This is a genomic window from Lysobacter sp. DMC97, from assembly GCF_056313745.1.
On the sequence record NZ_JBQUZR010000003.1, the window covers coordinates 521,350 to 546,802 of the forward strand.

The 25,453-nt window shown below is 70.7% G+C and carries 20 protein-coding genes; 12 read left to right on the forward strand and 8 right to left on the reverse strand.

From position 1 onward, the window contains the following. Positions 1-182: 182 nt before the first annotated feature. On the reverse strand, positions 183-1,205 hold the full coding sequence (locus tag ACT53Q_RS08565) for a TIGR00266 family protein (RefSeq protein WP_476186236.1): 1,023 nt from the start codon (positions 1,203-1,205) through the stop codon (positions 183-185). 144 nt (positions 1,206-1,349) lie between these two features. Between ACT53Q_RS08565 and ACT53Q_RS08570 the strand changes: the two genes are divergently transcribed. The 4 genes from ACT53Q_RS08570 (at position 1,350) to ACT53Q_RS08585 (ending at position 6,785) form a co-directional block, all read left to right on the forward strand. Further along, positions 1,350-2,477, forward strand: a complete 1,128-nt coding sequence (locus tag ACT53Q_RS08570) for a DUF7832 domain-containing protein (RefSeq protein WP_476186237.1) — start codon at positions 1,350-1,352, stop codon at positions 2,475-2,477. 143 nt (positions 2,478-2,620) lie between these two features. Next, positions 2,621-3,505 carry a hypothetical protein gene (locus tag ACT53Q_RS08575; RefSeq protein ID WP_476186238.1) on the forward strand — a complete coding sequence of 295 codons (885 nt, stop codon included), beginning with the start codon at positions 2,621-2,623 and terminating at the stop codon, positions 3,503-3,505. A gap of 80 nt (positions 3,506-3,585) precedes the next feature. Further along, positions 3,586-5,631: a M13 family metallopeptidase gene (locus ACT53Q_RS08580; protein ID WP_476186239.1), complete on the forward strand. Its 2,046-nt coding sequence runs from the start codon at positions 3,586-3,588 to the stop codon at positions 5,629-5,631. Positions 5,632-5,858: 227 nt separating this feature from the next. Further along, positions 5,859-6,785 (forward strand): acyltransferase, encoded by a 927-nt coding sequence (locus ACT53Q_RS08585; protein WP_476186240.1) that lies wholly within the window; start codon positions 5,859-5,861, stop codon positions 6,783-6,785. A gap of 1 nt (position 6,786) precedes the next feature. Here the strand turns inward: ACT53Q_RS08585 and ACT53Q_RS08590 are convergent, their stop codons facing one another. Then, on the reverse strand, positions 6,787-7,629 hold the full coding sequence (locus tag ACT53Q_RS08590) for a class I SAM-dependent methyltransferase (RefSeq protein WP_476186241.1): 843 nt from the start codon (positions 7,627-7,629) through the stop codon (positions 6,787-6,789). An 82-nt stretch (positions 7,630-7,711) separates the two neighbouring features. Beyond that, entirely contained in the window at positions 7,712-8,914 is a 1,203-nt protein-coding gene (gene phaZ7 / locus ACT53Q_RS08595) for an extracellular native short-chain-length polyhydroxyalkanoate depolymerase PhaZ7 (RefSeq protein WP_476186242.1), read from the reverse strand. Positions 8,915-9,097: 183 nt separating this feature from the next. Between phaZ7 and ACT53Q_RS08600 the strand changes: the two genes are divergently transcribed. The 5 genes from ACT53Q_RS08600 to ACT53Q_RS08620 all read left to right on the forward strand — a co-directional run bounded on the left by ACT53Q_RS08600 (position 9,098) and on the right by ACT53Q_RS08620 (position 14,392). Then, on the forward strand, positions 9,098-10,045 hold the full coding sequence (locus ACT53Q_RS08600) for a M14 family metallopeptidase (RefSeq protein ID WP_476186243.1): 948 nt from the start codon (positions 9,098-9,100) through the stop codon (positions 10,043-10,045). A 129-nt stretch (positions 10,046-10,174) separates the two neighbouring features. Further along, on the forward strand, positions 10,175-10,906 hold the full coding sequence (locus ACT53Q_RS08605; RefSeq protein WP_476186244.1) for a hypothetical protein: 732 nt from the start codon (positions 10,175-10,177) through the stop codon (positions 10,904-10,906). A gap of 250 nt (positions 10,907-11,156) precedes the next feature. Further along, the gene (locus ACT53Q_RS08610) at positions 11,157-12,803 is read left to right on the forward strand and encodes a flavin monoamine oxidase family protein (protein ID WP_476186245.1); all 1,647 of its coding nucleotides are present in this window, start codon (positions 11,157-11,159) and stop codon (positions 12,801-12,803) included. An 87-nt stretch (positions 12,804-12,890) separates the two neighbouring features. Continuing rightward, on the forward strand, positions 12,891-13,634 hold the full coding sequence (locus tag ACT53Q_RS08615) for a restriction endonuclease (RefSeq protein WP_476186246.1): 744 nt from the start codon (positions 12,891-12,893) through the stop codon (positions 13,632-13,634). A gap of 53 nt (positions 13,635-13,687) precedes the next feature. Next, on the forward strand, positions 13,688-14,392 hold the full coding sequence (locus tag ACT53Q_RS08620) for a hypothetical protein (protein WP_476186247.1): 705 nt from the start codon (positions 13,688-13,690) through the stop codon (positions 14,390-14,392). 18 nt (positions 14,393-14,410) lie between these two features. On the opposite strand, the gene ACT53Q_RS08625 is transcribed toward ACT53Q_RS08620, so the two are convergent. The 3 genes from ACT53Q_RS08625 to ACT53Q_RS08635 all read right to left on the reverse strand — a co-directional run bounded on the left by ACT53Q_RS08625 (position 14,411) and on the right by ACT53Q_RS08635 (position 17,560). After that, positions 14,411-15,529, reverse strand: a complete 1,119-nt coding sequence (locus ACT53Q_RS08625) for a DUF1615 domain-containing protein (RefSeq protein WP_476186248.1) — start codon at positions 15,527-15,529, stop codon at positions 14,411-14,413. 108 nt (positions 15,530-15,637) lie between these two features. Beyond that, the gene (locus tag ACT53Q_RS08630) at positions 15,638-16,408 is read right to left on the reverse strand and encodes a hypothetical protein (RefSeq protein ID WP_476186249.1); all 771 of its coding nucleotides are present in this window, start codon (positions 16,406-16,408) and stop codon (positions 15,638-15,640) included. Positions 16,409-16,537: 129 nt separating this feature from the next. Next, complete coding sequence (locus tag ACT53Q_RS08635; protein WP_476186250.1) at positions 16,538-17,560, reverse strand: L-threonylcarbamoyladenylate synthase; 1,023 nt, start codon at positions 17,558-17,560, stop codon at positions 16,538-16,540. A gap of 105 nt (positions 17,561-17,665) precedes the next feature. On the opposite strand from ACT53Q_RS08635, the gene ACT53Q_RS08640 reads away from it, so the two are divergent. The 3 genes from ACT53Q_RS08640 (at position 17,666) to ACT53Q_RS08650 (ending at position 22,469) form a co-directional block, all read left to right on the forward strand. Then, on the forward strand, positions 17,666-17,932 hold the full coding sequence (locus ACT53Q_RS08640; RefSeq protein WP_476186251.1) for a DksA/TraR family C4-type zinc finger protein: 267 nt from the start codon (positions 17,666-17,668) through the stop codon (positions 17,930-17,932). 346 nt (positions 17,933-18,278) lie between these two features. Next, on the forward strand, positions 18,279-19,757 hold the full coding sequence (locus tag ACT53Q_RS08645; protein ID WP_476186252.1) for a hypothetical protein: 1,479 nt from the start codon (positions 18,279-18,281) through the stop codon (positions 19,755-19,757). A 147-nt stretch (positions 19,758-19,904) separates the two neighbouring features. After that, positions 19,905-22,469: an alpha/beta hydrolase family protein gene (locus tag ACT53Q_RS08650; RefSeq protein WP_476186253.1), complete on the forward strand. Its 2,565-nt coding sequence runs from the start codon at positions 19,905-19,907 to the stop codon at positions 22,467-22,469. A gap of 6 nt (positions 22,470-22,475) precedes the next feature. Here ACT53Q_RS08650 and ACT53Q_RS08655 read toward each other — a convergent pair whose 3' ends face one another. Both ACT53Q_RS08655 and ACT53Q_RS08660 read right to left on the reverse strand, forming a co-directional pair. Continuing rightward, a complete protein-coding gene (locus ACT53Q_RS08655) occupies positions 22,476-24,311 on the reverse strand; it encodes an extracellular catalytic domain type 1 short-chain-length polyhydroxyalkanoate depolymerase (RefSeq protein WP_476186254.1) in 1,836 nt (611 codons plus the stop codon). Positions 24,312-24,442: 131 nt separating this feature from the next. Then, on the reverse strand, positions 24,443-25,360 hold the full coding sequence (locus ACT53Q_RS08660; RefSeq protein WP_476186255.1) for a hypothetical protein: 918 nt from the start codon (positions 25,358-25,360) through the stop codon (positions 24,443-24,445). Positions 25,361-25,453: the final 93 nt, after the last annotated feature.

Below are 25,453 nucleotides of genomic sequence, written 5' to 3' on the forward strand. Positions count from 1 at the left end.
CGAAGCGGCGACGAAGGTCGCGCGGGACGCGCAGTGGCAGGAGACGACCTGCCGCGGGATCATAGCAGGCCCGCGGCAGGCCATGGCGGAAACCGGGCAATCCGCAGGTGCGGCCTGCCCGGTTCAGGTGGGTCGATTCAGGGTCTGCCGGTTCCGGGCATGCCTGTCCGGGGCTGGCCCGTTCAGAACCCGTTGTCGCCGTCCAGCAGACGCCCCAGCCCGCCGAGCACCGAGCCCTCGTCGCGACCGCCGCCGCGCTGCGGGGCCGCGGCCAGCATGCGGCCGGCCATGCGCGAGAACGGCAGCGACTGCAGCCACACCTTGCCCGGGCCGGTCAGCGTGGCGAGGAACACGCCTTCGCCGCCGAACAGCATGCTCTTGATGCCGCCGACCGCGCGCACGTCCATGTTCACGGTGTCGTGGAAAGCCATGACGCAGCCGGTGTCGACGTCCAGGCGTTCGCCCGCGCGCAGTTCGCGCTCGATCACGGTGCCGCCGGCGTGCACGAACACCCAGCCGTCGCCTTCCAGCTTCTGCATGATGAAACCTTCGCCGCCGAACAGGCCGGTGAGGATCTTGCGCTGGAAGTGGATGCCGACCTGCACACCGCGCGCGCCGGCGAGGAAGCTGTCCTTCTGGCAGATCAGGCGGCCGTTGTGTTCGTCCAGCTTCATCGCCAGCACGGTGCCGGGGTAGGGCGCGGCGAACGCGACGTGCGCCTTGCCGGTGCCGGTGTGCGTGTAGACCGTGGTGAACAGGCTCTCGCCGGTGACGACGCGCTTGCCGGCGGCCATCAGCTTGTCGAGGAAGCCGCCGCCCTGGCCGGAATGCGAGCCGTTGCCGAAGACGGTGTTCATCTCGACGTCGGCGTGCTTGTACATCAGCGCGCCGGCTTCGGCGATCGCGCTTTCGCCGGGGTCGAGTTCCACTTCGACGAACTGCATGTCGTTGCCGACGATGCGGTAGTCGATGTCGTCGTTGCGCAGCGTGCCGCGCGCGCCGGCTGCGGTCGGCAGCGGCGGCGGCAGCGGGGCCTGCGGGCCGGTCGCACGCAGTTCGGCGACTTCGGCGACCGGGCGCCACGCGGTGAAGCCCTCGCGCCAGCACTGCGTGGCCGGATGCTGCCGTGCGTACGCCTGCGCGGCGGCGTCGTCGAGCGGGCCGATGCGGTCGCCGCCGGCGGCGTGGAAATACCAGTGGTTCATCGTGCGATCCTTCGGTGGGGTGGAATGGCGCACACGCTAGCAGGCGGCACCGTGCGGGACCCGTGCCGCCGGTCACGACGCATCCCGGCGGTGGCCGTCCGGGCGCCTGCCTATACTCTGCGGTCCGCCGAACCGCCGCCCGCGATGAAATACGACGACGCCGAGTACTACTTCCTCGAGTTCGAGACCGACCTGCCCAACGAGAACGGCGGCCGCCACATCGGATTGTTCCTGGAGTGGGCGATCCTGCGCGGGCTGGCGGGCGACACCTTTGCCGACGAGGCCGACGCGCTGCGGGCCGGGACGACGACCGGGCTCGACCTGCTGTTCGAACACTGCGACGGCAAGCTGCTCGACGACGATCTGAACGAGGAAGGCAACGCCTTCGCCGCCGCTTGCTACGAGCGCTTCGTGCTCAACGACTTCATCGAGGCGATGAACTGTGCGCCCGATGCCGGCGTCGACGCCATCTTCGGCGCCGACCTCACGCCGCAGCGGCATGCACGCGTGCTGTGGCAACTGGACCGGCGCTACGCCGAGTGGCGCCGGGGCTTCGGTTTTCCGGCACGCGCCGACGTGCTGGAACGGCTGGTCGACGCGCTGCAGCCGGTCCTCGACGCCGCGCGGTTCCAGCGCATGCCGCCATCGGTCTGGAGCCAGATCGCCGACGTCGCGACCTTCGAGCGCAAGGTCGGCGATGCCGTGCAGTCCGTGAATCTGTACGCTGTCGACGATCCCGAGTGGTTCCACGGCGTGCGACTGGAATGCACGCTGCACGTGCCGGCGCTGTACGACGCCATCCTGCGCGAGAAGACCGAAGACCAGGGCGTCGTCACCTCGCTGCAGAATTCGGCCGAAGTCCCGTTCGCACGGCTCGCCGACGGCTGGGCGGGGGCGGTGCAGGACTATCGCCGCGACCAGTCGGGCTTCTGGCTCTTCCGCGAGGACGACCTCGCGCCGCTGCTGGCCTGGCTGGCCGCGCGCGTGAAGACCTTCGTGCTGCCGTTGCTGCGCAGCCTGGACGGCATCGACGGACTGGCGCTGGCCCACGGCACCCGGCCGATGTCGGCGTCGCCGCTGTTCCTGCCGCACGATCCCTATCCCGCGTTGCTGGCCGCCGAGATGGCGAAGCATCCGCGCCTGCGCGGCATGCTCGACGAGACCGAGGCGGCGATCCTCGCGCTCGCACCGCGTGCGCACAGCCGTGACCAGGACGGCGCGCTGGCGCTGATCCCGCGCCTGCGCGACCGCGCGCGCGGCTGGATGCCTTGATGCCCTGACGTCGCGGCGCGCGGCAAGTGATGAAGGTCATGGCAGGGGGCGTCGGTCGCCATGCGTCTCCTGAAATGCGGTGCAGTGCAGGATCGATTCCCGATTCGGGGCTCGTGTCGCGTCCCCCTCTTCGGAAATCCTCCATGAAACGATCGATCCTCTCCGCCGCGCTGTGCCTGTCGTGCGCGAATGCCCTGCCTGCGACGACCGCCTTCGCGGCGCAGGCGTACAGCCCCTATCCGCCCGCCGGCACCTACGACGCCAGCGACGCCGCATTCGAGCGCCAGCTGACGGTACGCCGCGACGGCAGCTTCACGCTGGAGGTCATGCAGAAAGGACGACCGGGCAACCTGCGCAGCGGCGCGGGCGAAGGCCGCCTCGCGGACGCGCCCGGCGGTTGGCGCTACGCCGAAGGACGCTGCAGCATGGCCCTGCGCCGCGCAGCGGGCGGCATGCAACTGCATGTCGACGGCTGCGCCGGAGAGTGGGGCGACGTGCCGTTCGATGGCAAGTACGTGCTGCAGGGCGCGGCGCCGGTCGCACCGCCTGCGCCTGCGGCGTCGCCGGCAGTGCCCGGCGGCGCCGGGCTCCCGTCGCGCAGGGAATTGAACGATGCGTGGTCGACGCTGGATGTCGGCAGCATGGCCGGCAAGACCGTGATGGTGATGGCCAGGCCCGTCGCGGGCGGATCGGAGGACGCCGCCCTCGAACGTTTCTCCCGGGCGGTGTTCGTCATCGACACGACCAGCGATTACGCGTCGCTGTCGCGCGCGGAGATGGCGCGTCCGCCGCTCGCGCTCGTGGAGATCCCGCTGCCCGCGACCGGCCCGGGCCAGGGGCTCGCATTCGAGATCGAATGCACGAGCGGGAAGATCGAGGACGTCGTCGTGGTCAGCATCGCGAGCGCGCACGGCGACAAGCCGATGTCGTACCGACGCGCCGGTGCGTGGGTGCTCGACGGCAGTCTGCACGCCGTGGAGATCAAACCTGCCGCCAAGGTCGAATGCCCGGTGCAGCCCGGCTACTGAGCGCGCCGCATGACCTCCGGCGCTTGCCCGGGGAGGGCGCCGTCGGCACAGTGCGCGCTTTCTTCCCGAGCGAGACCGCCATGACCCCGTCGCTTGCCCCGTTCCGCGTCGCGCTGCTCACGGCCGCGCTGGCGTTCGCCTCCGGCACCGCCTTTGCCGCCGACGCGCCGCAGGATTTCCTCGCCGCGCACCTCGACACCTCGGTCGATCCGGGCGTGGACTTCTTCCAGTACGCGAACGGCGGATGGCTGAAGGCGCACCCGATCCCGGCGTCGGAAGCGGCGTGGGGCATCGGCAACGAGGTCGAGGAAGAGTTGTACGCGCGGCTGCGGACGATCAGCGAGAACGCCGCGACGTCGCAGGCCGCGACGGGCAGCGACCAGCAGAAGATCGGCGATTTCTGGTCGACGGCGATGGACACGGCGCGGGCCGATCGCCTCGGCATCGCGCCGCTGCGCGACGAACTGGCGCGGGTCGACGCGATCACGACGCCGGCCGGCGTCGTCGACACCGTGTTCGCGTGGAAGCAGATCGGCGTGCCCGGCCTGTTCAGCCTGTTCGTCGCGCAGGACGACAAGGACAGCGCGACGATGGCGGTGCAGGCGTACCAGGGCGGCCTTGGCCTGCCCGAGCGCGACTTCTACTTCAACAAGGAAGCCGGCGTCGCGAAGATCCGCACCGAGTACGTGGCCCACATCGCGCGCACCTTTGAACTGCTGGGCCGCAAGCCCGCGGACGCGAAGGCGGCGGCGCAGCGGGTGATGGCGTTCGAGACCGCACTGGCGAAGGCCTCGCGCAAGCTCGAGGACCTGCGCGACCCGGAGAAGAACTACAACAAGATGTCGCCGGCGGAACTGACCGCGAAGTACACGCCGTCGATCGACTGGCGCGCGCGCTTCGCCGAGTGGGGCCTGCAGCCCGACTACCTGCTCGTCGGCCAGCCGGAGTTCTTTGCGGCCGAGGAGAAGTTGCTGCACGCGACGCCGGTGTCCACGCTGAAGGATTACCTGCGCTACCACCTCGCCGACGCCTACGCGCCGTACCTGTCGACCACGTTCGATGCCGAGCATTTCCGCTTCCACGGCAAGGCGATGTCGGGTCAGGAAGAGCAGCGCCCGCGCTGGAAGCGCGTGGTCGACGAAGAGAACGACGCGCTGGGCATGGTGCTGGGCCGGATCTTCGTGAAGGACTATTTCCCGGAAACCTCGAAGCGTCGCTACACCGCGATGGTCGAGGCGATCCGCGGCACCTTCCACGACCGCATCCAGCGCCTGGACTGGATGAGCGACGCGACCAAGGCCAAGGCGCTGGCGAAGCTGGCCGCGGTCACGCCCAAGGTCGGCTATCCGGACACGTGGAAGGATTTTTCGACGCTGCAGATCGGTCGCGATTCGTATGCCGCGAACGTGATGGCGGCGGCGCGCTGGCAGTTCCGCGACAACCTGTCGAAGTTCGGCAAGCCGGTGGACCGCACCGAGTGGGGCATGACCCCGCAGACCTACAACGCCTACTACAACCCGTCGAACAACGAGATCGTGCTGCCGGCGGCGATCCTGATGATCCCGGGCACGACCGATGCGCAGGTGGACGACGCGGTCGCCTACGGCTACGTCGCGGCCAGCACCATCGGCCACGAGATCACCCACGGTTTCGACGACCAGGGCCGCCAGTACGACCAGCAGGGCAACCTGTCTGGCTGGTGGTCGAAGGAAGACGAGGACCGCTTCAACGCCGCCGCGCAGAAGATGGTGGCGCAGTTCGATGCCTACGAGCCGCTGCCGGGCCTGCACATCAACGGCAAGGCCAGCCTGGGCGAGAACATCGCCGACTACGGCGGCGTGCTGCTGGGGCTGGAGGCGTTCCAGAAGACCGAGCAGTACCGCAAGGGCGAGAAGATCGGCGGCCTCACCCCGACCCAGCGCTACTTCCTGGGCTATGCGCTGGGCTGGATGATGCAGCAGCGTGAACAGGTGCTGCGCAGCCGCCTGCTGTCGGACGTGCACGCCCCGGCGAAGTGGCGCGTGCTGGCGCCGATGTCGAACATCCCGGAGTTCTACGAGGCGTTCGGCGTCAAGCCCGGCCAGCCGATGTGGCGCAAGCCGGAAGACCGGGTGAAGATCTGGTGACGTCCCCGGCCGGGGCAGCGCACCGCGCCGCCCCGGTCCGTCGCGGTAGCCTTGCCGGCCCCGATGACAGGCCCGATCGCCGGCCCGATCTCCTGCCGATCAGGCCGCGGCCGGGCCCGCGGGTGTGACCGGTACCCGAAATGCCGCGATCGGGGCCCTATTGCCGTCATCGTCGACGTAGGACAATGGCCCGCCTTCTCCTTGGCTGTCGACGACCGGTGTCCTTCATGCTCTGGCTGCGCGTGGTTCCGATCCTGCTGCTCATCGCGGCGAACACCATGCTGCACGTCCCGCCGCTGATGGTGGTGGCGGTGTTCAAGGCGCTGCTGCCGTTCGAGAAGGTCCGGCTGGCCTGCAATCCCGTGCTGACCGGGCTGGCGGCGAGCTGGATCGCGGTCAACAGCGCGATGATCGACCGCTTCACCCGCACCCGCTTCCACGTCGAGGAAGCGGTGTCGCCGCGGATGGACGGCCATTACCTGGTACTGGCCAACCACCAGAGCTGGGTCGACATCCTCGTCCTGCAGAAGCTGTTCAACCGGCGCATCCCGCTGCTGCGCTTCTTCCTGAAGCGGCAGCTGTTCTGGGTGCCGATGCTGGGGCTGGCGTGGTGGGCGCTGGATTTCCCGTTCATGGGCCGCTACACCAAGAAGCAGATCGCGAAGCGCCCGGAACTCGGCCATCGCGACCGCGAAGTCACCCGCCGCGCCTGCGAGAAATTCCGCAGCATCCCGGTGTCGGTGATGAACTTCGTCGAGGGCACCCGCTTCACGCCGGAGAAGCACGCGCGGCAGCTGTCGCCGTACCGGCATCTGCTGAAGCCGAAGTCCGGGGGCGTGGCGTTCGTGATCGACGCCATGGGCGACAGCCTGCACTCGGTGCTCGACGTCACCATCGTCTATCCCGGCGGCCGGCCGACGATGCTGGACCTGATGGGCGACCGCATTCCCGAAGTGCGCGTGGCGGTGCGCGAGCGGCCGATCCCGCCGGCGCTGGTCGGCGGCGACTACCAGGCCGATGCCGCCTACCGCGTGCAGTTCCAGCGCTGGCTCAACGGGATCTGGCAGGACAAGGACGCGGAGATCGCGCGCCTGCTGGGCGAACCCGACCTGCCGCCGGTGCCCGCGACCGCCGCCGCCGCGACCGCGGACTGAGTCAGCGGCGCACGCCAAGCACGCCGTCGAGCGCGAGTTCGGTCCGGAACCCGGCCTTCTCCAGCCGCTTCGCCACTTCGCGCGGCACGTCGCGGCCGCTGGTCAGCGCGTTGGGCGTGCCGGTGTAGTGGAACAGCCGCGCATCGCGCCGCGCCACGCGCGCGAGCTGGTCGTAGAACGCCTGCGAATACAGCTCGCCGGCGATGCCGAAGCGCGGCGGATCGTGCAGCAGGGCGTCGAATGCGGCGTCGGGCAGCTGCGTGATCGCCTGCGACACGTCGCCGTGCGTGAGCGACAGCCGACCGCCGTGTTCCGGTGCGTCGGGATCGGGCGACCACGGGTTGAGCGTGCGCAGCCACAGCACGTCGGCGTTCTTCTCGAACGAGACGATGCGCGCGGCGCCCGCCTCCAGCGCGCAGGCGGCGAAATAGCCGAGACCGCCGCAGGTGTCGAGCACCGCCCGGCCCTGCGGCCGCACCAGCGCGACCTTGCGCCGCGCGTCCTCGACCGGCGAGGTCTTCGCCGTGGGCAGCATCTTGATGCCGTCGATCTCGAACGTCGGCGCGCCCCAGTCGGTGGGCACGAGCTTGATCAGGCCGCCGGAGAAACGCGAGACCGGCGCGAAGTCGTCGCCGTCCCAGGCGTGGATCGTGCGGTCCTTCAGCTTGCCGGGCCACGGGTAGCGCAGGTCGCGCCAGGTCCAGCCGTCCGCGTCGAGCCGCGACGTGTCGGTGCTGCGGCCGAGGTCGAGCGAACCGGTCCACACCTCGGCGCTGGCGTCGCGCGCAGCGACCAGCGCCTCGGCGAGCGCGCGGGTGAGCAGGGGGCCGGCGTACTTCGGCACGGGGACGTTCCGCGGGAGGGGCGGGCAGGATACCCGTCACGCCTCCCGCATGTCGCCCGATGCCCGCATCGGGACCGCAGGATCAGCGGTTGAACGCGGGCCCGTTCACGCCGGCATAGCCGTTGGCGCAGCCGGTGGTGCAGGTGGTCGCCAGCATGTTGTAGGCGATGCGGCCGGCGTTGGTCTTCGAGCGGAAATGGCCGACGCCGTTGCTGGTGTCGCCGCCGCCGGCGTTGTACGGGCTGCCGTCGTTCCAGTTCCAGTCGTAGGCGTAGGCGCTGCTGCCGATGCCGATGTCGACCTGCGCCTTCACGTTGCTGGTCGCGTTGAACAGCGCGCCGCTGCTGCATCCGCCGGCGTAGCTGGTGGTGAAGCAGTGGACCTGGTCGTAGAGGCCGGCGGTGATGGTGTAGAAGCTGATCGACGGATACGCCGTCGGCATCGCGCGCAGGCTGTCGCTGCCGCTGCCGGTCCAGCGGTTGTAGCCGTAGAAGGTGACGCCGGTGCTGGGGTAGTAGCCGAACGTGTAGTAGTTGTACGGATACACGTACGCTTCGGCGTTGCACGTCGGCGCCAGCGGCGACTGGTAGCCGGTCGAGTAGCACGTGTTCAGGCCGCGCAGGCCGCCGCCGATGTTGACGAAGCGGCGCACGCTGCCCTGGATGCCGTAGTACTTGACCGTCGCCAGCGCCATGCTCGAACCCATCGAGTGGGCGACGATGTCGACCTGGCTGCGGCCGGTGTAGGCCTTCACCGCGTCGATGAAGGTCTTGAGGATCTGGTACTTCGTCGGGCTGTGGTAGTTGTTCTGCGGCGATCCGCGCTCGCTCGACGACAGGTAGGTGATGCCGAACAGTTCGCAGTCGCTGTAGCCGCGCGCCTTGAACTCGTCGTACATCGAATTGGCCGGCGTGGTGTAGCCGCTCACCGCGCCCGGTGGCATGTCGAAGCTGATCGCGCTGTCGCCGTTGCCGGGGATGAACACCACCGGCGTGCGCGTGGCGGTGCAGCCGGACGTGCCGCCGAAGCCGCCGCTGCCGACGCCCGGGTTGAAGCCGCCGGCGTACTGGGTGGCGGTGCCGGTGCAGGTGAAGCCGTTGTTGGTGCCGCAGTCCAGCGCCTGCGCGCGGCCGGGCAGCAACAGGGCGGTGGCGCCGACCATCGGCAGGGCAAGGGCCAGCAGCGCGGACGCGGCGGCGGAAGCGAACATGCGGGAAAGCGGCGTGCCGGCGAGCGGCATGCTCGCGGACGACGTGACGGGGAACTTCGACGTGCTGCGCGACATGGGCATCCTCTCCGCTGGGTCGGTACGACGATGATGACGACCGATCCGACCGATAGTGATCCGCGGCATCGCCCCGGCCTATTGCCCGAAAGGGCATGACGCGGCGCAGCATGCGCGTTCCGTGACGCGAGGCCGGCTGCCCGGCACTACACTCTGCGTCCCGACCGCCGCCGACGACACGCCATGACTCAGACCTTTCCCGCCATCGGCACGCCCGGTCAGCCCTGGGGCGCGGCGGAGATCGCCGAATGGCGGTCGCGCCAGCGTCGCCGCCGCAGCTACGCCGACGACGTGCTGGCCGCGATCGAGCGCCTGCGCGACCGGTTCGACGTCGAGCGCTATGGCGAGATCGACGATGGCGACGGCGGGCGGCATCCGCTGTTCGCGGTGCGCAGCCGCGGCTGGGACGACGCACGGCCTTGCGTGCTGGTCACCGGCGGCGTGCACGGCTACGAGACCAGCGGCGTGCACGGCGCGCTGCGCTTCCTCGACCACCATGCGGCGGCTTATGCCGATCGCGTGAACCTGCTGGTGGCGCCCTGCGTCAGCCCGTGGGCCTACGAACACATCCAGCGCTGGAACGCGCAGGCGATCGACCCCAACCGCTCGTTCCGCGAGGACAGCCCGGCGCCGGAGTCGGCCGCGCTGATGCGCTTCGTCGCGCCGTGGCGCGACCGCTTCGCGCTGCACATCGACCTGCACGAGACCACCGATTCGGACGAATCCGAATTCCGGCCCGCGCTGGCCGCGCGCGACGGCAAGCCGTTCGAGCCCGGCACCATCCCCGACGGCTTCTATCTGGTCGACGACACCGAGGCGCCGCAGCCGGACTTCCAGGCCGCGGTGATCGCCGCCGTGGCGCAGGTCACCCACATCGCGCCAGCGGACGCGCAGGGCGAGATCATCGGCTCGCCGGTGGTGGCGCCGGGCGTGATCCGCTATCCGCTGCGCGAACTCGGCCTGTGCGCCGGCCTCACCGACGCGCCGTACCGCACCACGACCGAGGTCTACCCCGACAGTCCCCGCGCCACGCCCGGGCAGTGCGATGCCGCGCAGGCCGCGGCGGTGTGTGCCGCAATCGATTTCGCGCTCGCCGTACCCCCGGTCGGGCGAAGCCTGCCGCCTGTCTGAATCGTGGCCGTCCGGTCGCCCGGGCTGTGACGTCGCGCATTGACCGGCCGCCGGCCGGCCCTTAGCGTCGCCGGCAGTCGGCGCGACCCCCCGCGCCGAGCGAGGACGTCCCTTCGCTCAGGAGAGCCCATGCGCGTGGAGCGCCGTTTTTTCCCGGACAGGACCCGGATCCTGTTCTTCGATCTCGAGTACTACGTCCCGGCGCCGGATCGCGCGCGGCACACCCGCAGCGGCATGCGCTTCTCGCCGCACCTCCCGGACCACAAACTGCTGGGCGGCGCCTTCCTGACCTACCTGCCGATGCTCGACCGGGTGACCCGGCGCACCGAGTTCTGGGTGTGGTCGCACGACGACGAGACCGCGATGCTGCGCGCGCTGACCGCGCACCTGCAGGCCGAGTGGAAGCCCTACGCCGACGCGCGCCAGGAAGGGTCGCCGATCCTCGCCGGCATCGGCATCGGCCACAGCGACGTGCCCTGCCTCGTGACGCGGATCGCGCAGCACGGGATCCTGGACGCGGTGCAGGCCCACGATCTGCTGTACGGCTGCCGCCAGCTGGACCTGGGCGTGGCCAGCTTCGGCCAGTTCGCGCTCAACCACCCGTACTTCGCGTATCCCAAGACCAAGCGCCAGCTCTACGAGAAATACGCCGGCGGCAAGCGCATCGACCCCGGCCGGTCGGTGTGGGACCTGTACGACCGCGGCGACCATGCGGCGATCGAGACCCGCTGCCGCGAGGAGGTCGAGGACGCGCTGGCGATCTACCGGGCGATGTGCGAGACCAAGCACCAGACCGACGCCGCGCTGAAGCGCCTGAAGCAGCTGCGCAAGCGGTTCGCGGACGAACTGGCCCCGGCCTGAGCCGGGCGGCGATGGGCGTCCGGCCGAAGCGGCGGGCGACCCCGTCGATCCGGCGGGCATCCGCGGCGGCACCATCGCCGCCGGTTATGGCACACTCCCCACGGGCCCGCGCGCCGGGGGAAACGCGCCGCGGGCAAGGGGTACGACGGACGGACCAGGGACGGGTGTCGCCGTGAGGCGACCCGGCCTTCGTCATGGCCGAACATATTGTGAAGACATCGGGGGGAACCACATGAGCGGAAGTTCGATGATGGCGCGTCTGCAGCGCCTGGCAGGCCTGGCGGCGCATTGCGAAGCCACGGGCGCGAGTGCGCAGGAAGCGATCGAGCATCTGGACGGTCCGCGCGACGCCGGTCGCCGCCGGTTCACGACGGGCGCGATGGCCGGTGCGGTGGCCGCGGCCGCCGGCGCCGGGGCGATGAGCCCGATGGCGATGGCCGGCGCGGCGAAGCTGCGCAAGGCGCTGGTGACGGGCAACGGCGGCGTGGCGGTGGTCGGCGCCGGCATCGCCGGCCTGAGCTGTGCGTTCGAACTGGGCCGCAACGGCGTCGCCGCCCAGGTCTACGAGGCCTCCGGCCGCGTCGGCGGCCGCTGCTTCAGCCTGCGCGGTGCGTTCGGTCCCCAGGTTGCCGAGCGCGGCGCCGAGTTCATCGGCGGCTCGCACCACACCATGCTGGGCTACGCCCGCATGTTCGGCCTGCAGCTCGAGGATTTCTCGATGCTGCCCGGTTCCACCCGCTACCACTTCGACGGCCGCGTCTATTCCGAGGCGCAGGTGGTCGACGAATTCCGCGGCTTCGTCGGCGCCATGCGCGAGGACCTCGCGCTGATCGGCACGCCCACCGCCGAGCGCCACAACGTCGCCGACGAGACCTTCGACCTGATGAGTCTCGACGACTACCTGACCCTCAACGGCGCCGGCGGCCTGCTGCGCAAGGTGATCGGCGCGGCCTACGCCGCCGAGTACGGCGCCGGCATCGACGAACTCAGCGCGATCGGTTTCCTGCGCTTCCTGCACGGCGACAAGCGCGGCAAGTTCGCGCAGGTCGGCGCGTTCGGCGGCGACGGCTTCCACGTCGTCGACGGCAACGACCGCATCGCCACCGAGCTGGCCGCGCGCCTGCCGTCGCCGGTGCAGACCGGCCATCGCCTGGTCGCGGTGAACAAGCTCGCCGGCGGCCGCGTGCGCCTGACCTTCGACGCCAACGGCCGCACGTTCCAGCGCGACCACGACGTGGTGGTGCTGGCGCTGCCCTTCAGCGTGCTGCGCGACGTGCAGATCGACGCCAGCGTCGGCTTGCCGGACTGGAAGCGCTTCGCGATCCAGCAGTCGGCGATGGGCGACAGCGCCAAGCTGATGGTCGGCTTCAACCAGCCGTACTGGTACATCAAGCACGGCACCAACGGCACCACCTACAGCGACCGCTCGCGCGTGCAGGCCACGTGGGAAACCAACCCGGCCAACGGCAGCGAGACGCGTGCGGTGCTGACCGGCCTGATCGGCGGCGCGGCCGCGCGCAGCTTCGATCCACGCAACCTGACCGCCGAGACCTCGCGCTTCCTCACCGAGCTCAACACGGTGATGCCGGGCGCGTTCCAGGCGGTGCAGCGCAGCGCCAGCGGCGACCCGGTGTCGTTCGCGCAGCACTGGTCGAACAACCCGTACAGCAAGGGCGCGTACACCTGCCATCGCCCGGGCTACTTCACGATGATCGCCCACAACGAAGCCAAGGCCGTCGACAACGTGCTGTTCGCCGGCGACCACACCAGCAGCTTCTACGAGTGGCAGGGCTTCATGGAAGGCGCCGCGCTGTCCGGCCTGCGCGCCGCGGGCGAGACGCTGGCGCTGTCGCAGAGCCGCAGCTTCTTCGCCCGCGCGATGCGGGCGATGGCCTGATCGGGGAACCCGCATGACGTCGCCCGCCGGTCTCGGCGGGCGGCGCGCTCCCGCCACGCGACGTACGATGCAGCCAGGGAGGCCGGCATGTCGCGATTGAAGAACGTCCGCACGCGTCACGACGACGCCCTCAGCCGGATCGGCTGGGAGGAATTTGAACGCGTGCTCGCCGCGTACTACCGCGACGTCGGCTGGTGGGTCGAGCACGTCGGCACCGGCGGCACGGGCGCGACGTTCGACGGCGGCGTCGACTTGCGCCTGCGTCGCGATGCGCAGGTGGTGCTGGTGCAGTGCAAGCACTGGAACGCGAAGCAGGTGACGCACAACGCGGTGCACGAACTGCTCGGCATTCTCGTCACCGAGGGCGCGACCGGCGCGATCCTGATCACCAGCGGCGAATTCACCGACGCCGCGATCGCCGCCGCGCAGCGCACCGACAAACTGAAACTCATCGACGGCCGCGGCGTGCGCGACATGCTCGGCGACGACGCGTTCGCGCCGCCCGACACCGCGCCGGAGGTGTCGCCGCGACGCACATCGCCGCGCCCGGGCGCGAGCCTGCGGCTGTTGCTCCCGATCGTCGCGCTGCTCTGCGCGATCGGCTTCGTGCTCGTGGTGCGCGAGATGCTGGCGCGCACTGCGTCGACCGCAGGCGAGCCACCTGCCGTCGAAGCGCGCACGACGCCGGTCGTCGTCGCGACGCCGGCCATCGCACCGGCGCCGCCACCCGTCGAAGCGCCGCCGCCGCCCACCGCGGCCGAGATCCGCGAATCGCAGCGCAAGGCCGACGAAGCGATGCGCACGATCGAGGACACAACGCCGGAGATGTAGCCGGCGGTCACTTTCCGACGGATGGCCGGGGTCGCCCGGATCGCGCTCGTAAGATGTCGTCGGACCGCAGGGGGCGGGAGGACATGATGAACCGGATGTGCATCGTCTTCGGCATGACGGCCGTTCTGCTTGCGGGATGCGGACCCGCCGCTGAAGACGCGACGGAGTCTCGGCCGCAGCAGGCCGGTCGGCCGATGGACCCGGTGACGACCACCGGGCGCATGGCGGTGATCGAAGGCGCCGCCGTCCTCGGCGATCGCGAGGCTTCGCGCGAGCAGATGGAAGCGCTCACCCGCGATTACATGCAGGCGATCAAGCTCGCGGACGCCACACGCGTGGTCGATCACGAGGCCGCGCGCCGTGCCGCGCGACAGATCGCGGGCGTGCGCTCGTTGGCCTGGATCGACCGCGAGAACCTGCTCGTGATCGTGTCGAGCAACGAAGCGCGTTCCTACGCGACGATCGACGCCATCTGCCTCGCGCTCGAACCGCTCGGGGATACGCTTGGCGTCGTCGTGCATCTGCAGAGTGGCGCGGCCGTCGACGTCGACGATCTCGGCATCCTCAGCCGGAATTGCCAGCTGGCGCCCGGCGAGCGTGCATTGCTTCAGTCGCAGCGCGTCGTCGACGTCGTGCCGGCGGACGTGCAGGCCCAGCATCGCGCCGACAATCCCCGTGCAGCGTTGGATCGCCGTGAACGGGAGCGGCGCAACCGGGAAGCGATGCGGATCATCGAGCAGTCGACGCCGGAGATGTAACCGGCGCCGGCGTCGCACTCAACCCTTCTTCGCGCGCCCCATGCAGCGGCGGTAGCGGCCGTCGACGCGCTTGGCGAACCATTCGGTCGTGAGGTGGCGGGTGATCTTCGGGCTGTGCAGGTCGATCTTCGGCAGCAGCGCGCGCGGCAGCGGCTTGCCCGCGCGCTTGTCCGCCAGCGCGAAGGTCTTGGTGTACAGCGCGGTGTCGGCGAACGACGCGTCGGTGCCGTCCTCCAGATCGCTGCGGATCTGTGCCGGCGTCATGCCGAGCTTGCCGGCCAGCGCGAGCGCGGCGGTTTCGGTCGCGCCCTGCGTGCTGCCGTCGTCGCCCTTGCCGTAGCGGACGAGATCGCCGTCGAGCTGCAGCTTGGTGCCGCCGACCACGCGCAGCGCGTTCTGGAACGCCGCGTTGCGGCTGGCGTAGTGGCCGGCGTTGAAGTCCGCGAAGCGATACAGCGGCTTGTCGTACGGCGCGTCGTAGCCCAGCAGGTGCGCGATGCCGAAGTACACGCCGCCGCGACGCGAGAACACCTCGTGCCGCACCGAGCCGGCGAAGGCATACGGATACGGATGCCGCTTCGCGTGATCCTCGGCGAAGCCGATCGAGACCTGCATCGGTCCGCCGGTGTGCACGGGATTGAGCCGCGCCAGCAGCCGCGAGCCCATCGGCACCTGCGCGATCATTTCCTCGAACAGGTCGCTGAGCTGCTTTTCGGTCTTCGCATCGGTGATGCGCGTTTCCCAGGTGTCGCCGCCGGGCGATTTCAGTTGCAAGGCGCCACGGACCACGAACGCCGGGATGTGGTGGCGCGCGGCGCGGGCCTCGATTTCCTTCAGCGCGATCGCACCCAGCCCCGGCACGGTCGGGTCGGCGACGAACCCCGATTCCTGTTCGATCACCGCGATCGCGGTGCAGAGGTTCGCGGACGAGGGTTCGATGTCCAGTGCCGTGAACGCGGACTGCAGGTCCGCGGCCCAGCCGGGGCGATCCTGGGCGTTCGCCGGTATCAGTCGCTGGAGGCGGGCGCGCACCTGTTCCGGGCTCGACGATTCGTCGTCGGCGCAGCCGGCGAACAGGAAGGCGAGGGAGAGGCAGAACGCGACGCGGCGCGCGCGGAACGGGGTCGGGGCGGTCATCGCCCGCGACTGTAGCCGCGGGCGCGGGTGGCGGGAAGGCGGTGCGATGGCGTCACCGCCGTCACCGCGGTCACGCCGGCCGTACGGGGCGGCGGGCGCGGGCCGGACTCAGTGCAGGCTGTCGGTGATCGAAATGTAGCCGTTGCAGTCGCCGGTGCCGCTGACCATCGCGAGTGCATACAGGTCGTGCGCGAAATCCGGGCCGCTGTAGACGTAGCCGGTGCCGGCGGACGCGCCGCTCACGCCGGCGCCGGTGCGGAAGACGGTCTGGCCGCTGATCCGGTTGGCGGCGTAGGCATCCGCGTACAGCGACACCCGCGACGGCACGCCGACGGGGCGGCTGACGATGCCGGTGGCGTTGGCGAGGGCGCGCGCGTAGTAGTAGTTGAGCCCGCCGCCGCCGTTGTCGAGGTAGTAGCCGGTGGTCGCGTCGATCCATGCCTGCGCGGTGTAGGTGATGGTGCGCGTGCCGTTGAAATAGCGGCAGAAGAGCAGGCCGCTGGTACTCAGCTTGGCGTTGTCCGTGCCGGTGCCGGCACGAGCGGTGGCGAGCCGCGCCTGCGTCGCTTCGAGCCGGCGCACCAGCGTCCGCGTCTTCATCTCGGTGCGCGCATCGTCGCCGACCCGGGCGCGCAGCGCGGCGAGGTCGTAGCGCAGGCCGGCTTCGCCGAGGGCGACGGTCTTGCCTGCGAGCGGGCCGCGGACGACCTGGTAGACGCCGGGGGCGGCCGCTTCGACCTGGTCGCCGTAGTCGCGGAGGAACTGGGCTTCGCTTTCGATGCGGAAGCCGTTCGGGGCGGTCGCCGGACCGGCGAAGGCGTTGCCGGCGAGCAGCAGGGTGGCGCAGGCGGTGGCGAGCGAAGACATCTTGCGCGTCATGGAACGGAGCTCCTGAAGGGGATCGTCTGGCGCGGCGCCCGGGGCGGCCGCGGACCCGCGGGGCGGGTTCCCTTCCTCCAGCGGAATCCGGTGCCGGACCGGATCACGCCCCGGCGCGCGTTCGCGTCGTCAGGCGATGTCGCCGGGTGCGGCGCTGGCCGCGCGGGCGAGACGGTCGTGCACGTCGCGCCAGTCCTCGTCCGCGGGCGGACGCTCCAGCCAGATCGCGTCGACGCCCGCGGCGTCGGCGGTGTGCAGCGCGTCGTACAGCAGGCGGGCGTAGCCGGCCTTGTCGGTCGGCATGGCGATGCGCAGCGCCACGCCGGTCGCGGGCAGGTCAGGCGTCTGCGCGAGCAGCGCGATGCGCGCATCCGCGGGCAGCCTCGCCAGCCGCGCGCGCAGGGCCTCGGTGGCGAACACGTGCAGCGGCGCATGCGGCCGGTAGTGCACGGCGACGTTGCCCGGCACTGCGGTGTCGTGGGCCTCGGGGAAGGCGACGGCGACGCCGAGCACGTCTTCGAGCTGGCGGCGCGTGATCGGCCCCGCGCGCACGATCCGCGGCGCGTCGCCGGTCAGGTCGCCGCTCAGATCAACGATCGTCGATTCCAGCCCCACCGCGCACGGGCCGCCGTCGAGCACGGCGTCGATGCGGCCGCCGAGGCCGGCCAGCACCTGGTCGGCGGTGGTCGGGCTCAGCCGCTGGTAGGGATTGGCCGACGGCGCGGCCACGCCGCTGCCGAGCGCGCGCAGCACCCGCAGCAGCACCGGGTGGTCTGGCATGCGCAGGCCGATGCTGGGGCGGCCGCCGGTGGCGGTGTCCGGCACGTGGTCGGCGCGGTGCAGCAGCAGGGTCAGCGGGCCGGGCCAGAACGCCGCGGCCAGCCGCCGCGCGGCCTCCGGCACGTCGCGGGCCCAGTCGCCGAGCCACGCCGCGTCGCCGAGGTGCACGATCAGCGGATGGTTCGCCGGCCGACCCTTGGCGGCGAAGATCCCGCGCACGGCCTCCGGGTTCATCGCGTCGGCGGCCAGCCCGTAGACGGTCTCCGTCGGCACCGCGACCAGCCGACCCGCGCGCAGCAGGCGCACGGCCTCGGCGACATCGGCGTCGCGCGCGGCGTCGAGGCGGCGGGTGGCGAGGGGGGCGGCAGGCATCGCGACAGGGTAACAAACCGGCCCCGCGCGCCTTCCCGGTGCAGGTCCGACGCGACCGGACTACCATCCGGACTCGCCCCGTTTTCCCGTGCGAAGGAGACTCCCATGGCCACCGGTTGGGCCGGCGACGGCGCCGTGCAGGACCAGATCGACGCAACCGTGAAGGACGGCATCGCGCGGGCGCGCAGCCGCCTGCGCGAGGGGCCGGGCCTGGAGCGTTGCGAGGACTGCGACGCGGTGATCCCCGAAGCGCGCCGCCGGGCGATCCCGGGCGTGCGCCTGTGCGTGCCCTGCCAGGAAGCGCACGATCGCGAGGAGGCCGGCCATGCCGGCTACAACCGCCGCGGCAGCAAGGACAGCCAGTTGCGCTGAACGGTGGCGTGGGCGCGACGGCATCGGCGCCCCGCATCGCGCCGGCGCCTCCGGAAGCCGGCGTCGATCGATCCCGCAAGCGTGCGGCGTGCCGGGGACCGTCCGTCGCCGGTCGATGTGACCGGCGTCCTGTTTCGCCGTTTCCGCTGGCCGTCGCCGGCGGCCCGGGGCGTTGGACCGGATGGCGATCGCCGATCGCCAGGCGGTTCATCGGAAGGAGCGCCCGACGCGCGCAAGGCGCGCAGGCATCGCGTCGTGGCCCGGCCGGAGACGCCGCCACGATGCACGCCGGGACCTCGCGTCCGCGAACCGTCTTCCTGGATCCTCTCGAAAAGGAAGACGCCACATGAACGCATCCAGAAGAACGGCACTGACGCTGGCCTGCCTGTCGCTGCTGCCCGCCGCCGCGATGGCCTCGAACTGGGAAATGACCTCGGGCCTCGCGACCCAGAAGGAACTCCACACCGGCAACCGCGAGGTGCGCGCCTGCGCCGGCGGGGGCTCGGTCAGCGTGGGCACGGCCACCCAGGCCGGCGGCAACACCGACATCCTGATCGAGCGGCTGAACGTCTCGGCCGGCCTGATCTGGCGCAACCAGTACGACACCGCCGGGCGCCCCGAGCGGGCGGCCAAGGTCGCGGAGTTCCGCGACGGCACCGGTTTCGCCGTGGTCGGCAGCCTCGATCCCGTCCCCGGCGGTGCGCTGAACTCGTACTTCACCATCGCCAAGTTCGACTGCAACGGCAACCCGGTGTGGCGCTTCTATTACGGCGACAACGTCGACTACAACAGCGGCTTCGACATCCTGCAGACCACCTCCGGCGACGCCGCGGCCGGCACCGCCGTCGGCGATCTCGTCGCGCTGGGCAAGTACTACAAGCCCGCGGCGGGCGGCCTGCCGGCGGTCTACCGGCCGCGGATCGCGCGCACCCGTTCGACCGGCGCGGCGATCTGGGTCCGCGATTACCAGGCCGCGATCGCCGGCGATTTCGAACTGCAGGCCATCGCCGAACTGCCGCCGGTCGCGCCCAGCCTCACCGGCGACCTCGTCGCGGTCGGGAGGATCAACGGCGAGACCGCGCTGATGCAGGTCAACGGCAACAACGGCAGCGTGGTCTGCACCGCGCGGACCGTCGGCCTCGGCACCGCCCAGTACCACGACGTGGTCGGCGTGAAGACGGCCGGCGGCCCGGAAGTGCTGGCGATCGGCGAGACGATGCCGACCGCCGGCGGCACGCAGCAGGTCTACCTCGCGCGCTACGTGCCCAACTGCCTGCTCCGCGTGCACACCGTCTGGGGCAGCAGCACGGACCGGCAGATCGGCTGGAGCAACGACCTCACCCTCGCCACGACCTACACCGGCGCGCCGGCGGGCGTGCTGGTGATCGCGGGCGAGGTCAACGGCCCCTACGGCACGGTGCTCAACAGCCAGGACGCCTTCACCCACCTCGCCCATCCGCAGTCGCTGCTGCCGTACGTGCTGCCGAGCGGCGCCCCGGTCATCGGCAAGCGCTACGGCACGCAGGGCCCGCTGGCCGAGAAGGCCTACGCGGTGTCGGCCGGGAGCAACGGCGCCTACTTCGCCGGTGCGTCCAGCACCGACTGGCTGGCGAACGGCGACCCGCTGCACGCGCTGACCGTGCGCCCCGATGCCAGTTCGTTCAAGACCGTGTGCTCGGTCGACTGGAACCCGCCCGCGAACGCGCTGCCGCTGTCGAGCAACGTCTACGCCGTGACGATCCTCGCGAAGACGTTCAACCAGCTGTCGGTGCCGACCCGCATCCCGCTGCCGAACCAGCAGCCGTGCTGCGCGATCGTGCCTTGAAGACCGTGCCATGACGACGGCGTGACGCGCCCCGCCAGGTGCGCGTCCGTCGCCGCCATGCGGACCGGGACGATCGAGGTCGTCCCGGTCCGCGCGGGCGATCGGCTATCCTGCGGCCGCCGAGGCCGGGGATCGCAGGGGAACGCAATGGGCAGCATCGACAGGCGGCATTGCCGGATCGTGGCGCGGGTCCGCAGGATGGTGTGGCTGGTGCTGGTGTGCCTGTTGGCCTGCGTAGCGCCGGCGCAGGCGATCATGCGCGAGGTCGATCCGGGCGAAACGCCGCGGCTCGGTGCCGCCGAAGGATTGCTGCTGATCGCCGTCGACACCGACGTCGAACTGACGGCGGTGCGGATCTCGCGGCAGGGCATCAATCTCGACATGCGCACGCTGCGCGGCGTGAAGATCGGTCGCAGCCAGCGCCTGTATGCCGTGCCCGCCGGCCGTTACCGCTGGGCGTCGGTCGACTACGTGGGCGAATTCCGCCTCTCGAAGGATCCGGAATTCGGTTTCGAGGTGAAGCCCGGCGTGATCAACTACCCGGGCGATCTCGTGTTCCGCTCCACGGGCTGGCTGAGCGCGATCGTCCACGTCAGCAACCGGGGCCTGCGCGCGATGGACGCGCTGGCGCCGGACCATGCGGCACTGTTCGCCACGCAGCGCTTCGCCTTCACCGGCCATTACCCCGATCCGTTCCCCGAGTTCTACCGGCAGGCGATCGCCACTGCGGGGCGTCCTGCGGAAGACGGGACGGTGGATCCGCCCGAACCCGGCACGCTGCCGCTGTCGCTGCGCGAGCTGTGGTGGCCCAGCCGCGTGCAGATGATCGAGTTGAATCCGCGTGGCGACCTGTTCGCGGAAGCCGTGCTGTTCCGCAAGCCCGCCGCGCGGAAGGAGAAGAACGGCGCCGGAGAGCGGGGCAGCGAAGCCAAGGCCGAGGACGAACCCGACTGGCGCTGGGCGATCGACCTCGTCGACCTCCGGCAGGACAAGGTCGTGCGGCTGTTCGAATCGCCCAAGCCGGTGTCGCGCCTGGACTGGGCCGACGACCGCTCGCTGATCATGAGCATCGGCGGTGCCAACGAACCGGACGCGCTGGTCGTCGCCAATGTCATCGACGACGCGCAGGGGCGGCGCTACGACAAGGTCATCGTGCCGCGCGTCGGCGCGCTGGTGAAGGTGCTCGACAACGAGCCCGGGCACATCCTGTTCGCCTCGGTCAGCGGCAGCAGCGTCGCGGTGCACAAGCTCGACATCCGCACACAGGCGGCGATGAAGCGGTTCGACTTCACCACGTCGCCGCGCTACGACCGCGGCATCACCGACGGCCGCGCCTTCTTCGCCGATGCCGCCGGCCGCATCCGCCTGGCGATCACCGTCGACAAGGCCGGCAAGCGCGTGCTCGTGCATGGCGGCGACGGCGTGTTCCGCAAGGTGCTGACGCTCGACGAGGACACCGATTTCGAGCCGATGGCGCTGTCGGCCGACGGCGCGCTGGTCTACGGCACGGCCGAGCGCGATCGCGGCCAGCGCGAACTCGTCGAATTCGATCCCGCCACCGCGCAGATCACCCGCACCGTGTTCTCGAAGCCGGGACGCGACGTGATCCGGCCGATCATGTCGGTGAAGGGCGAACTGATCGGCGCCAGTTACTACGAGAACGGCCTGCTCTACACCCAGTATTTCCGCGACGCCGACGCCACGCTCTACCGGCGGCTAAACGCGGCCTTCCCCGGCCGTTCCGCGACGATCCTGCAGGCGACCCCGGAGCGGCGGAAATTCCTGGTCGGCGTCGGCGGCAGCGACAAGCCGATGGACGTCTATTTCTTCGACGCCGACGCCAACACGGCGTCGCTGGTCAGCGAGACCATGCCGTGGCTGGCCTCGCGCACGTTCGCGCCGGCGACCGCGCTGCGCACGAAGAGCCGCGACGGTTTCGAGATCGAGGCCTACCTGACCCTGCCGCCGGGCGCGAAAGGCAAGGTGCCGCTGGTGCTGTTCCCGCACGGCGGTCCGATCGGCGTGCGCGACGACCGCTACTTCGATCCGGAAGTGCAGATCATCGCCTCGCTCGGCTACGCGGTGCTGCAGGTCAACTTCCGCGGCTCGGAAGGCTTCGGCACCGCGTTCCGCAAGGCCGGCGAGCGCAGCTACGGCACCGCGATCGAGGACGACATCGACGCGGCGCTGGCCGCGGCCCTGGCGCAGTATCCGCTCGATCCCGATCGCATCTGCGCGGTCGGCGCCAGCTACGGCGGCTATTCGGCGATGGTGACCGCGATCCGCTGGCCGGGGCGGCTCAAGTGCGTGGTGTCGATGGCCGGCATCAGCGATCGCGCCCTGTTCTTCACCGCCAGCGACAGCGCCCGCAGCGAAGAGGGACGCAAGCTGATGGAGCGCGTGATCGGCGATCCCAATACCGAGATGGACGACATGCAGCGCAACTCGCCGCTGTATCGCTACAAGGAACTGACGCTGCCGATCCTGCTGGTCCACGGCCGCGAGGACCTGCGGGTGGACTACGAACACACGCGACGGCTGGTGCGGATGCTCAATCTCGCCGGCCGGCCGCCGGCGCTGATCGCGCTGGACCACGAAGGCCACGGCTTCGACGCCGACGCCGACAAGACCCGGGTCTGGAGCGCCGTCGCCGGCTTCCTCCGCGCCCATCTCGGCAACGCGCCGGCGCCTGTGACGGCGCCGGCGCATTGAGGAACATCAGGGCTGGTACGTCACCGTCAGCGTCGCGCTGGCGGCGTTGCCGATCCACAGGTAGTTGGTGGCCGCCTGGTTGGCGCTGAAGCGCAGGCGCAGTTGGGTGCGGCCGGTGCGGTTGACGGCGGACAGGCCGGCCGCGGAGAACAGGTTGCTGGTCTGGGTGCCGCCGGTGAACGGCGTGAGCTGGGCGGCGGCGCTGGCGGTGACGGCCGCGCCCCAGTCGGGCGTGCCGATGGTGCACACGTCGATGCAGCCGTTGTTGACGTCGATCACGAGCGTGTTGCCCGCGGGATCGCTCCACGGGTCGCCCGAGGCGCTGCGGTAGGTCACGGTGACCTTCGCCGACAGCACGGTCGCGGTGTCGGGGATCGACGACGTGTCGAACGACAGCACGCTGCGGTTGAACTTGCCGTCGGTGCCGCGGCCGATCGCCAGGCCCAGGCTGGATTCCAGCGTGCCCACCGCCGGCGAGGTGCCGTTGGCGGCAGCCTTCACGTAGCCGTCGTTGGCGTCCTCGTTGGTGAAGGTGACGGTGACCGGCGTGCCGCCGCCACCGCCGCCGGTGCCGCCGCTGACGGTGACGTTCACCTGCGGCGAGCTGCCGGTGTTGCCGGCCAGGTCGACGGCGCGTGCGGTCAGCACGTGCGCGCCGTTGGTCGCGGTGGTGCTGTTCCAGGCGTAGGCGTAGGGCGAGGTGGTGTCGCTGCCGAGCAGCGCGCCGTCGAGCAGGAATTCCACGCGATCCACGCCGATGTTGTCGCTGGCGGTCGCCGTGATATTGACCGTGCCCGACACGCCGGCGCCGTTCGCGGGCGCGGTGATCGTCGCCGTCGGCGGCACGCCGTCGAGGTTGTCCAGGCCGAAGAAGCGCGCGATGTAGTAGCTCGAACAGATGTTCACGTCGAGGATGTATGCGCCCGCGGTGCCGCACTGGCTTTCGCCGGTGCCCGGGTCGACCGGCGTGCCGTGGCCCATGCCGGTGATGGTGTACGTCTCGACGCGGGCGACGCCGGCCGCGGTCTTGTAGACCTTGTGCGGATAGCCGGCGACGGTGTCGCTGACGTCCGCGGTCTGGTCGATGCCGTGGACGTTGGTCCACTGCTCCATGCTCTCGGTCAGGTTCATCGGCCGCACGGTGAAATCGGAATCGCCGTGCCAGATCGACACGATCGGCCACGGCCCGGTCCACGTCGACGCCGCGCGCACCTTGTCGCCCCACTGCGCCGGCGTGAGGTCGCTGCCGGGATTCATGCAGCTGAAGGCCGCGCTCTGCGACGTCGCGCAGCGATACGGCAGGCCGGAGAGGATCGCGCCGCCGGCGAAGACGTCGGGATACGTCGCCAGCAGCACCGAGGTCATCGCGCCGCCGGCCGACAGCCCGGTGACGTAGATGCGCGAGGTCGCGACGCTGTGGTCGGCGACCATGCGATCGACCATCTGCTTGATCGACAGCGCCTCGCCCTGGCCGCGCGCGGTGTCGCCGGCCTCGAACCAGTTGAAGCAGCTGCTGCTGTTGTTCGCGCTCTGCTGCTGCGGCAGCAGCAACGCGAAGCGGTAGCGGTCGGCGAACAGTTGCCAGCCGGTTTCGGCATCGTAGTTCGCGGCGGTCTGCGCGCAGCCGTGCAGCGCGACGACCATCGGCGCGCCGGCGGGCAAGCCGCTCGGCACGTACTTGAACATGCGCAGGTTGCCGGGATTCGTGCCGAATCCGGTGACTTCGGTCTGTGCGAACGCGGGGCCTGCGAACGCGGCGAGGCAGAACAGCATCAGGAGCAGGAGTCGCCGATGGAGTCGGGCGACGGAACGGGGCACGGCGTGTGCGGCGACGATCGACATCGGCGGATCCTCTGCGGGAGACGCGCGCAGTGGGCCACACGCCGCTGTTCGCGGACATTGGTCGATGGGGCAAGCTGCGCCGCAGCATGCGCAGTGCGACAAGCGCAAAGCGTGATGCGCGACCGCATCGCTCACGCGCCGGCGCGATCCTCCGGCGATCGCCACCACGCGGTGCCGCTCGCCGGCGGGTCGGACGGCGTGCGGTCGGTGCCTTCGATCGCATCCAGCCAGCGCCCCGGGCCCACGGCCTTCCAGCGCTCGATCAGGCGCTGCACCGAGGATCGGCTCTGCGCGGCCACGCCGAGGCTGCCGCGCGGCCTGCCATCGGTCCAGTCCTCGACGCTGCCGATCCCGGGCACGCGCAGGTCGCACAGCGCTTCGACGGCCGCGCGTTCCATGCAGCGCACGGACACCGCGAACGTGCGGAATCCGGAAGTCTGCAAGCGTTGCAGCGCGTTGTAGACCGGCACGCGGCTCTGGTGGAACAGGCGTTCCCCGGCCGGTGCGACATCGTGCAGCACCACGTCGCCATAGCGGTAACCGCTGTCCGGCAACGGCACGTTGATGAGGCTCGCGCGCACCGGATCGAGGCGTCGCGCGAACACCGTTTCGCTGCGGCCCCAGGCCTCCAGCCGCAGCGCGGCGACGCCGAAGGGCCGCTCGATCGCGCCGTCGCCCGTCGCCACCTCGATGCCGCAGGCCGACCAGTGCCGCCACGCGTCCTCGCGGTCGCCCAGTGCGGTCGCGGCGAGCGCGGCGTTCCACCGTGCCGTTTCGGCGTCCGCGGGATCCTCGTGCAGCGCCAGCGCGCACAGGCTGTGGTGCCGCGATGCCGGCCAGTCGCGCTGGTACTTCGCGATCCGCCCGAGCATGTCGTGCGACGCGGCGTGCGCGGGATTGCCCGCGAGCAGCGCCTCGAAGGCCGCGCGCGCCGCGGGCAGGTCGCCGGCGTCGAAGGCGGCACGGGCGCGCGCCGCGAGAGGCGCGACGGCGTCGTCGTCGAGCGCACGCGCGGTGCCGGCATCGGGCTGGGTCACGGGCGCGGTCATGGGCGATCCCCGGAGGCCAGCGGCCATCCTGCCATTCCCGTACCAGTGCGCAAAGCGGGCGCTCGGCAGGTCATTGAAAAACGATCATCCAGA

Excerpts from the sequence above, each read along its gene's own strand:
- ACT53Q_RS08640 (WP_476186251.1), top strand. The coding sequence starts at position 17,666 with ATGGCCACCGGTTGGGCCGGCGACGGCGCCGTGCAGGACCAGATCGAC.
- ACT53Q_RS08660 (WP_476186255.1), bottom strand. The coding sequence starts at position 25,360 with ATGACCGCGCCCGTGACCCAGCCCGATGCCGGCACCGCGCGTGCGCTC.
- ACT53Q_RS08580 (WP_476186239.1), top strand. The coding sequence starts at position 3,586 with ATGACCCCGTCGCTTGCCCCGTTCCGCGTCGCGCTGCTCACGGCCGCG.
- ACT53Q_RS08625 (WP_476186248.1), bottom strand. The coding sequence starts at position 15,529 with ATGACCGCCCCGACCCCGTTCCGCGCGCGCCGCGTCGCGTTCTGCCTC.
- ACT53Q_RS08650 (WP_476186253.1), top strand. The coding sequence starts at position 19,905 with ATGGGCAGCATCGACAGGCGGCATTGCCGGATCGTGGCGCGGGTCCGC.
- ACT53Q_RS08605 (WP_476186244.1), top strand. The coding sequence starts at position 10,175 with ATGCGCGTGGAGCGCCGTTTTTTCCCGGACAGGACCCGGATCCTGTTC.
- ACT53Q_RS08610 (WP_476186245.1), top strand. The coding sequence starts at position 11,157 with ATGGCGCGTCTGCAGCGCCTGGCAGGCCTGGCGGCGCATTGCGAAGCC.
- ACT53Q_RS08635 (WP_476186250.1), bottom strand. The coding sequence starts at position 17,560 with ATGCCTGCCGCCCCCCTCGCCACCCGCCGCCTCGACGCCGCGCGCGAC.
- ACT53Q_RS08565 (WP_476186236.1), bottom strand. The coding sequence starts at position 1,205 with ATGAACCACTGGTATTTCCACGCCGCCGGCGGCGACCGCATCGGCCCG.
- ACT53Q_RS08620 (WP_476186247.1), top strand. The coding sequence starts at position 13,688 with ATGTCGTCGGACCGCAGGGGGCGGGAGGACATGATGAACCGGATGTGC.
- ACT53Q_RS08630 (WP_476186249.1), bottom strand. The coding sequence starts at position 16,408 with ATGACGCGCAAGATGTCTTCGCTCGCCACCGCCTGCGCCACCCTGCTG.
- ACT53Q_RS08645 (WP_476186252.1), top strand. The coding sequence starts at position 18,279 with ATGAACGCATCCAGAAGAACGGCACTGACGCTGGCCTGCCTGTCGCTG.
- ACT53Q_RS08615 (WP_476186246.1), top strand. The coding sequence starts at position 12,891 with ATGTCGCGATTGAAGAACGTCCGCACGCGTCACGACGACGCCCTCAGC.
- phaZ7 (WP_476186242.1), bottom strand. The coding sequence starts at position 8,914 with ATGTCGCGCAGCACGTCGAAGTTCCCCGTCACGTCGTCCGCGAGCATG.
- ACT53Q_RS08585 (WP_476186240.1), top strand. The coding sequence starts at position 5,859 with ATGCTCTGGCTGCGCGTGGTTCCGATCCTGCTGCTCATCGCGGCGAAC.
- ACT53Q_RS08655 (WP_476186254.1), bottom strand. The coding sequence starts at position 24,311 with ATGTCGATCGTCGCCGCACACGCCGTGCCCCGTTCCGTCGCCCGACTC.
- ACT53Q_RS08575 (WP_476186238.1), top strand. The coding sequence starts at position 2,621 with ATGAAACGATCGATCCTCTCCGCCGCGCTGTGCCTGTCGTGCGCGAAT.
- ACT53Q_RS08600 (WP_476186243.1), top strand. The coding sequence starts at position 9,098 with ATGACTCAGACCTTTCCCGCCATCGGCACGCCCGGTCAGCCCTGGGGC.
- ACT53Q_RS08570 (WP_476186237.1), top strand. The coding sequence starts at position 1,350 with ATGAAATACGACGACGCCGAGTACTACTTCCTCGAGTTCGAGACCGAC.